This window comes from Pseudomonas sp. M2 (assembly GCF_015751845.1).
Lineage (GTDB): Bacteria > Pseudomonadota > Gammaproteobacteria > Pseudomonadales > Pseudomonadaceae > Aquipseudomonas > Aquipseudomonas putida_E.
This window is the reverse complement of the sequence record NZ_JADOUD010000001.1, coordinates 4,026,439-4,038,768: the sequence shown is the minus strand read 5'-3', so window position 1 is coordinate 4,038,768 and position 12,330 is coordinate 4,026,439. Positions and strand designations below refer to the sequence as shown.

Below are 12,330 nucleotides of genomic sequence, written 5' to 3'. Positions count from 1 at the left end.
AAAAGCATGCAGTCAAATTAATGGCGCATGGCTTTTAGGACATCTGTGGTCAAGTGAACAGATGGTATACCTTAGCGGCGTTTTTCGCCTGACGGATTTGCACCATCTCGTCGACTATCGATTGACGCTCACCGCTTGCAACTTCAATTAACTTCCCGTAGACCGCTAGCAGGCCCTCAAGGCTCGAGCGTACCGCGTCTTCATTGCTGAGCGCCTCAGCCAGAACGTCCTCGACACAAAGACGACACTTCAGGTCAAGCTCACCTACCGCATCCCAGTCACGGCTGGCCAATGCGGCAAGCAACTCGCTGCGAGTCCGCTCGATACCCTCGATCACCTTGCTCATAAAACCTCCCGGCTCAGGGGACCATCGACTGTGGGCCGATCGCGTCCCAGCCTTCCTTGACAGTGCTCAGCAAGTCCCTGACCTCGTCCAGGATCGCCGGATCGTTCTGGATATTGGCCTCACTCAGACGACGAGTCATGTACAGGTAAAGGCTGTCGAGACGATTGAGCTCGTCAGTCATGTTGTCACGGTCCAGACCTTCGCGCAGGCCGCCAATGATGCCAATAGCCTTGCCTATCGCGATGCCCTTGCCGGCGATGTCCTTGCGCTGCATCGCGCCACTGGCCTGGGCAATGCGGTCCAGGCCACCCTCCATCAGCATTTGCACCAAACGATGCGGGCTCGCTTCAGAGGTCTGCGCCTGGGCGCCAATCTTCTGGTACTGCCGAAGGGCTAACATTGGATTCATGGGGTACCTCGTCACCACGGGGTTGCTGTATGACCGGGCTATCGGCGCGGCGTCAAAAAACTTTAGGGAGAATACAAAAAAGCCCGACCAAGCGTCACGCTTCGTCGGGCTTTTGGCGTTTGTTTACCGTGCCTACATCGTAACACGCGCGCGGCGCCATACAGTGTGACGCCGCGACCTTGCCATGAAGCCTCAGGCAGATCAGGAGTTCTTCTGTTGCGCTGCCATTGCTTCAAAAATGGAAACGACGCTGTCGCGCTGAGCATTGAGCTGCCCAACCAGGGTGTCCATGGTGTTGTACTTCTTGGTCAGCGACGCTTCCAGGTCCTTGATGCGGGCATCCAGAGAGCTCTGCTCCATGCTCAGGCTTTTCTTGGCAACCTCAAGCGACTTGTTGCGCTCATCCAGCACACCACCGGACGCAGAGAACGGCTCCATGGTCTTGACCATGCGATCGAGCAGGCCGCCGTCACCATTGAACAGGTTCTGCACCTCACCACCAAGCTTCTGATCATTGATCGCCTTGGTGAACTTGGTGCTGTCGAACTCCAGCAGGCCGCTACTCTGAGCGGTATTGATCCCCAACTGCGAAAGTACCGTCAATTGCCCCGAACCACCGGTACCGGAGACCACCAGTTCATTACGCATGGCCGACAGCATGCTGCGCACTGCCGGGTCACCCGACAGAGCCGGAGTGTTCCAGCTGCCGTCTGCCGCCTTGGTCGACACACTCACACTGTTTATCGTATTCACCAACGCGTTATAGGCATCGACGAACGACTGCACCGACTTTTTCAGGCCCTCAGTGTTGGCAGCCACGGTGACGCTGACCGGGCTGAGCGTTTCGGTCTTGGACAGCAGTTCGAACGTCATGCCACTGATCGCGTTATCGACCTTGTTCGATTTGCTGGTGAGCTTCATGCCATCGATATCGAACTCGGCATCTTTTGCGAGTTCGCCGATACGGCCAGCACCGCCCGCATCGGCCATCTGCGTTGCCGGGTCGATGGTCAGGTCAGCGATCCCCGAAGTAGAGATGTCCGAACCTTCGCCCATGGTTTCGGAGCTCAACACCAACCGCGAACCGGTACCGTCGTTAACGATGTTGGCGGTGAAGCCCTTGCCGCTCGCCTGGGCGTTGATCGCATCACGCGCCTGCTGCAGCGTAGCGTTGGCCGGAATGGTCACATCGAAGTCGACGCTATTCTGGGTGATGGTCAACGTGCCACCACTGGCGGAAACAACCGAGCTGCTGTCGGTGAAACGCTGACTGGCTACGCGCGACGCCGTGGCCAGCTGGGTAACCTGGATCGAATAGCTGCCGTTGACTGCCGCACTGCCTGCCGTGGCCTTGACGTATTTGTCGTTGGAGGAGGCTGCCGTCGACCCGAGAAACGCAGGGTTGGCACTGTCGTTAAGCTTCTCCAGCGCCGTCTTGTAGGCGGTCAACGCACTTTTGAGGCTACCCACCGCCGAAATCGATGCGGTGTTCGCCGACGTGCGGCGGTCGAGCTGGCTCTGCTTGGGAGTCTTTTCGGCATCAACCAGGGCCTTCACAATGGCCGAGGTATCGAGACCGGAACCCAGCCCCAAACTCGGTAGAATTGGACTTGCCATTACATCCTCCTTTCTGGTTAACGCCCAAACGCAGAGTTGCCTGATCAGCGCCGGTGCAACAATTCAAATGACCGGCCGGCTGTCAGACTTTCTCATCGAAGAGCAAACTATTGACATCTTGCAGGCTTCGGGCCAGCTCCAGCGCTGTTTCCGACGGGATCTGACGGATCACCTCACCGCTATCGCGGGCAACGACCTTGACGATCCACCTGCCGGTGGAATCATCCACCGAAAACTCCAGGTTGCGCTGCAACGACTGGACAAAATCTTGAATTTCCTTGACGGCCGATTGTAACTCGGCCTCGCTCTTGGGAGCGTCTTGCTGCAATGTCTTGCGCAGCTGACCTGAAACCTTGTCAGCAGCTGTATTGTGCTCGGTGTTGCCAACCAGCGACGACACCGGATACGACGGGCTTGACTTGACGCTTATGTCCATCGCACATCACCTTTAAAAAGTAAAAAGCGAGAGAGCGCATGAGCACTCCCTCGCCGAACTTCATCGCGCTATTACTGAAGCAGTTTCAGTACGGCGGATGGCAGCTGGTTAGCCTGAGCCAGAACAGAGGTCGAAGCTTGCTGCAGGGTCTGCTGCTTGGTCAGCTGAGCGGTTTCTGCGGCGAAGTCGGTGTCCTGAACTCGGCCCATGGCGGCAGCCGAGTTTTCGTTCATGCTTTGCAGGTTGTTGATGGTCGACTGGAAGCGGTTCTGGATAGCACCCAGGTCCGACTTCTTGGTGTCAACGGTCTGCAGAGCAGCGTCGATCGCGGTAATGGCGGCGTCGACGGAGGTGTGAACGGCGGAGTCGGAAGTACCCGAGATCGCCAGGGTGCCAGTGCCGACAGCCAGGGTCGAAGCAGCGAACGAGGAAGTCATCGAAACGCTCAGGATCTGGCTGGTACCAGTCATCGCGCCAACCTGGAACTCCATGGTGCCAGCGGTGCCGTTCAGCAGTTGCTTGCTGGTACCGAAGGTGGTGGAGGTCGCGATACGAGTGATCTCGTCGGACTTGGCCGCGAATTCTTTGTTCAGAGCAGCGCGTTCAGTGGTGCCGTTGGAGTCGTTACGTGCCTGCAGAGCCAGTTCACGCATACGCTGCAGGATGTTGGTGATTTCCGACAGCGCGCCTTCAGCGGTCTGGGTGATCGAGTTACCGTCGTTGGCGTTCTTGATGGCAACGGTGGTACCGGTAACCATGGTCTGCAGCTTGTTGGCGATCTGCTGACCAGCAGCATCGTCTTTAGCGCTGTTGATACGCAGGCCGGAAGACAGGCGAGTCATCGAAGTGCTCAGCGCGTCGGAAGCTTTGTTCAGGTTCTTCTGCACGCCCAGCGAAGTGGTGTTGGTGTTTACGGTTAAAGCCATGACGAATTCCTCGTTGGATGGATACTGCGGCTTCCGGCCCTGGCGTCCGCCGGGTGTGGCCTAGAGAACCTTCGTAATGGTTATCGTCGGGTTTGCAAGTTGCTTTAGGGCTTTTCCAAAAAAAAATGCCATCACCACGCCACCCCCTTGCAAACCGGGCTTTACAGCCGTTCCCCGCGATGCTTTCGCCAACCACGAAGTGTGATACAGCTCACACTTCAGCGCGAGGCCGCCTGCTCGATCAGATGCAGCAGCTCATATTCGAGGTAATCGGCCAGCGCCAGCCAGTCCTGGCGCTGCTGGGCATCGAGCATGGCCTGCATGACCACCGCCCCCGCTTTTGGATCGACCTGCGGCAATACCTCATCGAACAGCTCGACCATACGCAACGCCGCCTCCACATCCCGCCCAAGGCGTAACAGCGTGGCGCATTCGCGCGCCGCGCGCCCTTGATCGGCAGCATTCATGAACAGAACTCCGGATCGAAAGTGGTGCCGGCGATGTGCGCGCCGGCACGACTGGTGTTGTGGAACCGCACCTGGGGATGGCGCGCAATGAACCGCTCAAGCTCGATCAGGTAACTGCGGAAGTTAAGCTGGGTTCGTGCACGCTGGCCATGGCCATCCAGCACCCAGTGCTGCGCCGCCGCAATCGCCGGGCCGAGTACGCCATCGTCCCAGCCTGTGTGGGTGCGACCACCCGGGAAGGCGAAATCAGCGCCGAAAAACGTAATGCGCACGGCCCCCATCTTCACAGCCAGGTCCGTAGCAGGGTGAATCACGCTTCCCCCAACGAACAACTCGGCGCGCGGTATGGCTTGGCGCACCTGTGCATACAGCGCACTGCCGGAATAGGCTGTGTAGCGTGGCCCACGCCAATTACCGAGCAGCTCGACGTCCAGCATCGGCATGTAGACCAGAGTGGTCGCAGCCGAGTCTTGCGGCGGCAAGTGATGGAGGCGGATTTTATGGTCGACACTGACCACGATGTCAGGCTGGATTCCGGCGCGCAGCAGGGGGATATAAGCGGTGTCGACGCAGATGAACAGTGGCCGCTCGGCCTGAGCGCGCACCCTTGCCAACGCAGGCAGGTGCCCGGCCAAGGTTGGCCCGGTGGCAATCACATAGCAGTCACGCCCGGCCTGGCTACCGAACAGCGTGGCCACATCGGGGTCGAGACGCAGCAATGGCAAACTGTCTTCGAGCAGCTTCTGCAAGCGCGGGTCGGCCACATCGAAAGCGCGATTGTTGTCTGCCAGGTGGGCCTCGCTGATCAGACGGTCGCGCACCTTCGCATTGAAGTCATCGGCCAGCACCCGTTCGGAAGGCAAGGCGAAGAACGGCAAGGCGATTTCCGCGCTGTCGCCGGCATAGGCCAGTTCGACGCGCGGGTCGGCAAGCCAGTCGGACTGATCCAGCAGTTGCAGCACCAGCTGGAACAGTGCGCCGTTGAGCAGGTACACCTGCAACCGCACGAGCCCAGGCCGCTCCAGCAGCACACGCTGCAAGTCACCCAGCCCACTGCCATAGAGATGAAGAGTGGAACTGTCTTCAGGCAGGCTCGCGGCCTGCAGGCGCGCCTCGGCAAGACGATCGTGACGACTTGTGAGCTGGATGCCACACACGCTCAGGGTAGACCCCAGCCCCTCCACCAGCTCGACCTCGAGCGCACTACACGCCTCGCCTTGCAGGCGCTCGTACAGTGCCGGCCAGCGGGCCTGCAGCACTTCAGCGTTACGCTGGAAAAACTCGCTCATGGGTTGAGCTTCCCTTACCTGCGAAACACCGAAGAGTACCCGACTGGCAGCGCTTATTCAGCCTTGTAGAGAACCGCCGAGCCCCACGACAGGCCGACACCGAAGCCGCTAATGGCCACGCGCTTCCAGGCACTGTCGAACATGTGCTTCTGCAACAGCAGCGGAACGCTCGATGACACGGTATTACCGGTCTCCAGCATGTCCTTGATGAACTTGTCGGCCTGGGACTTTTCCGGGTCTTCCTCGAAGCGTCGTGCCACGGCATCGACGATCGCCGCACTGCCCTGATGGATGCAGAAGGCGTCGATATCCTTGTTTTCCAGCCCTGACTCGCGCAGCAGCTCATGCAGATGCGCCGGCACCTTGATCAGAGCGAAGTTGAAGACCTGACGACCGTTCATGAAGAACTCGCCATCAGTCACCTTCAGGTGCGGCGCACCAGCACCGTCGGTACCGAACTTCGCCTTGCCCAGTTGCCAGGTAGCGCCCTCACCCATCCAGGTGGCAGTGGCCGCGTCGCCGAACAACATGGTGGTATTGCGGTCTTCTGTGTTGACGATCTTGGAGTACGGATCGGCCGTCACCAGCAGGCCATTCTTCAGGCCTGCGGCTTCCATGAAGCCTTTGAGCGCGTAAATGCCATAGACGTAGCCGGAGCAGCCCAGGGAAATGTCGAAGGCCGCGACATGGGTCGGCAGACCGAGTTTGTGCTGGACGATGGCAGCGGTGTGAGGCAAGCCTTCCTCGTCACCGTTCTGGGTGACGACGATCAGCGCATCGATCGCCTCGCGCTTGAGTTGCGGGTTAGCGGCGAACAGGTTGTTGACCGCTTCGACACACAGATCGGAAGTCTCCTGCTCATCGTCCTTGCGCGGCAGGAAGCTTGCGCCGATCTTGCCGAACATGAACTCTTCGTCCTTGCCGAATTTCGCGCCTTGTACATAGTTGTCCAGGCCGGAAGCGGGCACATAGCTCGCGATGCTTTTAATGCCGATCATCATGGCTTCCCAATAAATAACAGCTCAATACCACCGCCCGGATGACTCGAGCGGCGCCTGAAGAACGGGATCTGCCGCCCAGGTGGCGTGGCGACAGGCAGGGTGGCAGGCGGCAATTGCACACCTGCCCCATTAACGGTTACAGAAGGAGATGCCCGCTCTGACCGATAGGTCACGAATATTTCAAGACAATCGCATATTTTGCCTGGCCGCGTCACGTCGTCATAGCGCTTGCGAGTTTGCCATGCAGGGCAAACCTGGCCCCGGCTGGAGCCAACTTTCAGTCGAGCAGTTGCCAGTCCAGGGGCGTACCGCGCTTGAGTGGTTGCCTGGCCTTGCGGCCAAGCACCGCATCGAGATGGCCTGGCGCCAGCCCCAAACCTGGGCGGATGGCGCGCACGTTGCTACGGTCGAAGACCTCGCCAGCAGCCATGTCACGCACTACATACAGCGAGCGGCGGAAACGCCGCGAGGCCTCCTCGGCCTGGGTCGCGCCATAGTGCACCCGCCCCAGCGACTGCCAGGCACGCTCGGTTTCCAGCACCAGCGCTGCCATTTCCTGGGGTTCCAGGGAAAATGCCGCATCCACGCCGCCATCGGCACGGTCAAGCGTGAAGTGCTTTTCCACCACCGTCGCCCCCAGGGCCACTGCCGCCACGGCAACCCCCACCCCCATGGAGTGATCCGACAGCCCGACCTGACAACCGAAGAGCTCGCGCATGTGCGGGATGGTCAGTACGTTGCTGTTCTGCGGGCTGGCCGGGTAGGTACTGGTGCACTTGAGCAGCACCAGGTCGCGACACCCTCCTTCGCGCGCCACCCGCACGGTACGTTCGAGTTCCGCGAGGCTGGCCATGCCGGTGGAAATGATCATAGGTTTACCAGTGGCCGCCACTTTGCGTATCAGCGGCAGATCGGTGTTCTCGAAGCTGGCGATCTTGTAGGCCGGCACATCCAGGCTTTCGAGGAAATCCACCGACGTTTCGTCGAACGGCGTGGAGAACACCAGCATGCCCAGCTCACGAGCGCGCTCGAAGATCGCTGGGTGCCACTCCCAGGGGGTATGGGCCTTTTCATACAGCGCATACAGCGATGAGCCAGACCAGAGGCTGTTCGGGTCGGCGATGAAAAACTCACCATGCGCCAGGTCCAGGGTCATGGTGTCGGCAGTGTAGGTCTGCAGCTTCAGCGCATGGGCGCCGGCGGCGGCGGCCGCTTCGACGATCTCCAGTGCCCGGGCCAGCGACTGGTTGTGATTGCCACTCATCTCCGCGATCACCAGCGGTGGCTGGTCCGGGCCGACACAGCGGTGCCCGATGTTGAATCTGTTCATGGGCTACTCCTGGAATACCCGCTCGAACGAGCACGGCGACTGAGCGAAGCCGGCACCCGCGAATAATTGCAATGACGCCTGATTGTCGGGCAGCACCTGGGCCTCGATCGCACGCAGGTCCGGCCAGAACTCACGCACGCAGGCCTCGCCACGGGCGAGCAACGCTCTGCCCCAACCCAGCCCGCAACGCCCCGCGAAGAGATACAACGACACCTTCGCCCGCTGCCCGGGCAAGCGGTCGTAGCGCACACAGCCCACCGGCCCGCCGGCTGCCTCGGCGATCAGCAGCAAACGCTGCCGATCAGCCAGCGTAGCAGCCAGCCAGGCCAGATGCCCCGCCCAGTCCAGCTCCCGCGCCTGCTGCGAACGGCGACGTACCTCGGGCGCGTTGCGCCCGTCGAACAAAAGCCGCGCGTCTTCACTGCTGGCCGGACGTAGCGCAAGCCCTTCCCCCAGCAAGGCCACCGCCACCCGCTGCGCCCCCAGGCCATCGACCAGTGCCCGACTGCGCTCGGCGAAGCTCTGGCGCAGTGCCTGATTGCTCAGCAACAGGGCAATCGCCTGGCGCAGCGCAGGCACCTGGACCTGCCCAGCCTCCCCCAGGTAAAGGTGCATGCCCGCCCGAGCCATGGCCTGGGCATTAGCCCGCTGGTTGTCTGCCACGCTCACGCACAGGCTCGGCAAGCCCAGCGCGGCGCGCTCCCAGGTAGTACCGCCGCCGGCGCCGATGAACAAGTCTGCCGCAACCATCCGCATTGGCAGATCGTCGACATAGTCATGCAGCTCCCAACCCGCCCGCGCGTCGCACAACTGGGCCAGCAGCTCACCCTGCCGATGCCCGAGCCCAGCGATGCAGGTGACCTGCAACCCTTCCAGCCCGGACAGCGCCTGCAAGGTCCTGGGCAGCATGCCAGCCACATCGAAGCCACCGAAACTCACCAGCACCCTTCGTGCCTGCAGGGGCGGCGATATCGCCGCCCCCTGAAACGCCGGCCCCACCAGCGCATAGCGTGGCCCCAGCAAGCGCCGGCACTCCGTTGCCAGCCGCGGCGCGTAGAGCGCCTCGCTGGCACTGAAATTCTGATCCAGCAGCAGGTCGGCGGCATGATCACGATCAGCCAGGTCATCGATGACCGCGATGCGCCGGGCGAACGCCCGGGCTGCCTGCTCCCAGCGGGCGTCCAAGGCGTAATGATCGACGATTAGCCAGTCGAATCGGGCCTGTGCCGGCAGCACATCACGCAGCGCCGCGATATCCGCGGCCCAGGGTTCGATGCCCGGTTTTTTTTCCTCGCGCTGCGGCCATGCAAAGACCTCGAAACCCTCCTGCTCGATGGCGGCCCGGCGATGACCGTCAAGCAGGCAACAGGCAAAGCTCACCTGCGCACCGAGCTCTCGGAGGGCTTTGCCCAGCGTCAGGCAGCGCGCCGTGTGGCCGACGCCAATCGATGAAGAGGCATCAGCACGTACCAGCACCTTCATGGCGCCAGCTCCCCGCCAGCTTTGAGCGCTGCGTACAGGTACTGCGCGCGCAACCAGTCTTCCTCGCTGTCGATGTCCTGAACCAGATGCCGGGGGATGATCACTGGCAAACTCCGCTCGGAATGAAGGGCCTCGTTCTGCAACCAGGCCTGCACCCGCCCCCAGTAAAACTGGCCAGCATCCTGATAGGCCGGTGCAAGGTCCTGAGACCGGGTCTCACGATACTGTGGGTACAGAGGCACAAGCGCACCCTGATCGTCGAGCGACAGCGCCCGCTGTACCGGGAAACCGAAGCTGCTCACCGAAAAGGCGAAAGAGCGCTCAGGGTGTTGCCGCAACAACGCCAACCCCTGCTGCAAGTAACGCTGCTGCACGAAAGGCGCAGTGGCGTAGATGCAACAGGCATGGGTCAGGACATGGCCCTGGCTGGCCAGTGCCTGCAGGGCGTGGCTGACCACAGCCTGGGTGGTGGCATGATCGTCAGCCAGGTGCGCCGGCCGACGGAACGGCACCTGCGCACCGTATTCCCGTGCCACCGCCTCTATTTCAGGGTCGTCGGTGCTGACCACCACCTGGTCGAACAAGCCACTGGCCAGTGCCACGCGGATCGAGTGGGCAATGATCGGCAGCCCGGCGAACATCTTGAGGTTCTTGCCAGGGATCCGTTTGCTGCCTCCACGGGCCGGGATGATCGCGACGTTGGTTTCCATTCGCTCAGGCATTCACGCAGCCCACCGGCAACTTCAGCAACCCGCACAGGCTGGCGATCACTTGATCCTGCTGAGCGTCAGTCAGCTGCGGGTACATTGGCAGGCTCAGGGCTTGTGCGTAGTAACTTTCGGCCTGCGGAAAATCGCCCTGTTTGAAGCCCAGGTCGCGGTAATAGGGTTGCAGGTGAATGGGAATGTAATGAAGGTTGACCCCAACTCCTGCAGCCCGCATCCCATCGAAAATCTCCCGGTGTGAACGCAGGATACGATCACACTCAAGGCGCACCACGAACAGATGCCAGGCGGACTCGGCATCCTGCTGAGGTGCCTGGACGCTCACGGGCAGGTGCGCCAGCAAGCGCTGATAGCGAGCCGCCAACTCACGGCGACGGGCAAGGAACGCATCCAGCCGGGTCAGTTGAGACAGCCCCAGGGCAGCTTGCAGGTCGGTGATGCGATAGTTGAAGCCCAGTTCAAGTTGCTGGTAGTACCAGGCACCATGGCTTTCTTCGGTCATTTGGCCCGGGTCACGGCTGATCCCGTGACTGCGCAGCCTGCGCAAACGCACGGCCAGATCGTCACGCGCGGTAAGCACCATGCCGCCCTCGGCCGTGGTGATGATCTTTACCGGGTGAAAGCTGAACACCGTCATGTCGGCATATTCGCCACAGCCGACCGGCTTGCCCGCGTAACGTGCGCCGACCGCGTGGGCAGCGTCCTCGATAAGGGTAAAGCCATACTGCCGGGCCAGCACCGCGATCGAACGCATGTCGGCGCTTTGCCCGGCAAAGGCCACGGCGACTACTACCTTGGGCAGGCGCCCCTCCCGGGCGGCCTGCTCGAGTTTCAGCGCAAGTGCCTGGGCGTCGATAGTCCAGGTGTGCGGGTCGATATCGACGAAATCGACACCGGCGCCGCAGTAGCGCCCACAGTTGGCTGATGCGACAAAACTGATGGGGCTGGTCCATAGCCAGTCCCCGCTCCCCAGGCCAGCGGCGAGGCAGGCAAGGTGCAGCCCCGCAGTGGCGTTGCACACAGCTACCGCGTGCGTTGCGCCACAACGCTGGGCCATAGCCTGCTCGAAGTGCTCGATCAGTGGCCCCTGAGTCAGCCAGTCGGACTGCAGCACCTCTACGACCGCGGCGATATCCGCCTGATCGATGCTCTGCCGAGCATAGGGGATCATGCTGGCAAGCCTGCGTGCAGGTCTGCCAGCTGGTCCACGGTGAGGAAGGCGGGATTGGTATCGGAACGGTACTCGAAGTCCTCGGCAACCCAGCGCCCGGTTTCACCCACGCAATCGATCGCAAAATCCACATCCGTATGGTTGAAGCGGATCGACGGAACGATGGTGAAATGATCACCAAACTCAAGGGTCATCCGCGCATCGTCCAGCGGGATCATCAGTTCGTGCAGCTTTTCCCCCGGGCGGATGCCGACCACGTTCTGCGGCAAGTGCCCGGCCATGCCGCGCGCCAGGTCGACGATGCGAATGGATGGGATCTTGGGCACGAACACTTCCCCCCCGTGCATGCGGGCAAAGCTGTCGAGCACGAACTGTACGCCATGGTCGAGGGTGATCCAGAAGCGCGTCATCCGCGGGTCAGTGACGGGGAGCTCGTGGGCACCCTCCTCGATCAGGCGCTTGAAGAATGGCACCACCGAGCCCCGGGAGCCCGCCACATTGCCATAGCGCACAACCGCAAAGCGGGTGTCCTGTTGGCCGGCAAAATTGTTGGCGGCCACGAACAGCTTGTCGGACAGCAGCTTGGTCGCACCATACAGGTTGATCGGGCTGGCCGCCTTGTCGGTGGACAGTGCGACGACCTTCTGCACGCCATTCTCGATCGCCGCGGCGATGATGTTTTCGGCACCATTGACGTTGGTGCGGATGCATTCGGTGGGGTTGTATTCGGCCGCGGGCACATGCTTGAGCGCGGCGGCATGAACCACATAGTCGATACCGCGCATGGCCTGGCGCACGCGCTCGGCATCACGGACATCGCCCAGGAAATAGCGCATGCACGGCGCGTTGAAACGCTGCTGCATCTCATACTGTTTCAACTCGTCGCGGGAGAACACCACGACGCGCCGCGGGCGGTAGCGCTCAAGCAACCGCTCGATGAAGCGGCGCCCGAACGACCCGGTCCCCCCGGAGATGAAAATGGACTTGTCGTCGAACATACCTGGTTCCTAGGGGCGGCGCCGTCAGCTGACGAAGGCGCCCGATTGCACTGTAAGGCAGGGCGCACAGCGTACAGATTTCTGACTCGCGCCCCCAATGAACCAGCTCGAAGCAAGATGCAGGCCAGTCCCG

13 protein-coding genes are annotated in these 12,330 nt (G+C 61.4%); all 13 read right to left on the bottom strand.

Features of this window, described 5'->3' with window-relative positions:
* Nucleotides 1-49: 49 nt before the first annotated feature.
* The 13 genes from IWW33_RS18830 to pseB all read right to left on the bottom strand — a co-directional run bounded on the left by IWW33_RS18830 (nt 50) and on the right by pseB (nt 12,197).
* On the bottom strand, nt 50-346 hold the full coding sequence (locus IWW33_RS18830) for a flagellar protein FliT (protein WP_119687542.1): 297 nt from the start codon (nt 344-346) through the stop codon (nt 50-52).
* A 13-nt stretch (nt 347-359) separates the two neighbouring features.
* Nucleotides 360-755, bottom strand: coding sequence for a flagellar export chaperone FliS (gene fliS, locus IWW33_RS18825; protein WP_039603508.1), 396 nt, complete (start codon nt 753-755; stop codon nt 360-362).
* Nucleotides 756-956: 201 nt separating this feature from the next.
* On the bottom strand, nt 957-2,372 hold the full coding sequence (gene fliD, locus IWW33_RS18820) for a flagellar filament capping protein FliD (protein WP_119687543.1): 1,416 nt from the start codon (nt 2,370-2,372) through the stop codon (nt 957-959).
* 82 nt (nt 2,373-2,454) lie between these two features.
* Nucleotides 2,455-2,808: a flagellar protein FlaG gene (locus IWW33_RS18815; RefSeq protein WP_119687544.1), complete on the bottom strand. Its 354-nt coding sequence runs from the start codon at nt 2,806-2,808 to the stop codon at nt 2,455-2,457.
* Between the two features lie 71 nt (nt 2,809-2,879).
* Nucleotides 2,880-3,734 carry a flagellin domain-containing protein gene (locus tag IWW33_RS18810; protein ID WP_012315533.1) on the bottom strand — a complete coding sequence of 285 codons (855 nt, stop codon included), beginning with the start codon at nt 3,732-3,734 and terminating at the stop codon, nt 2,880-2,882.
* Nucleotides 3,735-3,952: 218 nt separating this feature from the next.
* The gene (locus IWW33_RS18805) at nt 3,953-4,201 is read right to left on the bottom strand and encodes a hypothetical protein (RefSeq protein WP_125924739.1); all 249 of its coding nucleotides are present in this window, start codon (nt 4,199-4,201) and stop codon (nt 3,953-3,955) included.
* On the bottom strand, nt 4,198-5,490 hold the full coding sequence (locus tag IWW33_RS18800; protein WP_174142096.1) for a 6-hydroxymethylpterin diphosphokinase MptE-like protein: 1,293 nt from the start codon (nt 5,488-5,490) through the stop codon (nt 4,198-4,200). Before IWW33_RS18800 ends, IWW33_RS18805 begins: the two co-directional genes overlap by 4 nt.
* 53 nt (nt 5,491-5,543) lie before the next feature.
* Nucleotides 5,544-6,488 (bottom strand): ketoacyl-ACP synthase III, encoded by a 945-nt coding sequence (locus IWW33_RS18795; protein WP_119689077.1) that lies wholly within the window; start codon nt 6,486-6,488, stop codon nt 5,544-5,546.
* Between the two features lie 280 nt (nt 6,489-6,768).
* Complete coding sequence (gene pseI / locus IWW33_RS18790; RefSeq protein ID WP_119687546.1) at nt 6,769-7,821, bottom strand: pseudaminic acid synthase; 1,053 nt, start codon at nt 7,819-7,821, stop codon at nt 6,769-6,771.
* A 3-nt stretch (nt 7,822-7,824) separates the two neighbouring features.
* Nucleotides 7,825-9,303: a UDP-2,4-diacetamido-2,4,6-trideoxy-beta-L-altropyranose hydrolase gene (gene pseG / locus IWW33_RS18785; protein WP_174142097.1), complete on the bottom strand. Its 1,479-nt coding sequence runs from the start codon at nt 9,301-9,303 to the stop codon at nt 7,825-7,827.
* Nucleotides 9,300-10,025: a pseudaminic acid cytidylyltransferase gene (gene pseF / locus IWW33_RS18780; RefSeq protein WP_174142098.1), complete on the bottom strand. Its 726-nt coding sequence runs from the start codon at nt 10,023-10,025 to the stop codon at nt 9,300-9,302. Before pseF ends, pseG begins: the two co-directional genes overlap by 4 nt.
* Complete coding sequence (gene pseC / locus IWW33_RS18775) at nt 10,018-11,199, bottom strand: UDP-4-amino-4,6-dideoxy-N-acetyl-beta-L-altrosamine transaminase (RefSeq protein WP_174142099.1); 1,182 nt, start codon at nt 11,197-11,199, stop codon at nt 10,018-10,020. Before pseC ends, pseF begins: the two co-directional genes overlap by 8 nt.
* Nucleotides 11,196-12,197 carry a UDP-N-acetylglucosamine 4,6-dehydratase (inverting) gene (pseB, locus tag IWW33_RS18770; protein ID WP_119687550.1) on the bottom strand — a complete coding sequence of 334 codons (1,002 nt, stop codon included), beginning with the start codon at nt 12,195-12,197 and terminating at the stop codon, nt 11,196-11,198. The genes pseC and pseB overlap by 4 nt, the downstream gene beginning before the upstream one ends.
* Nucleotides 12,198-12,330: the final 133 nt, after the last annotated feature.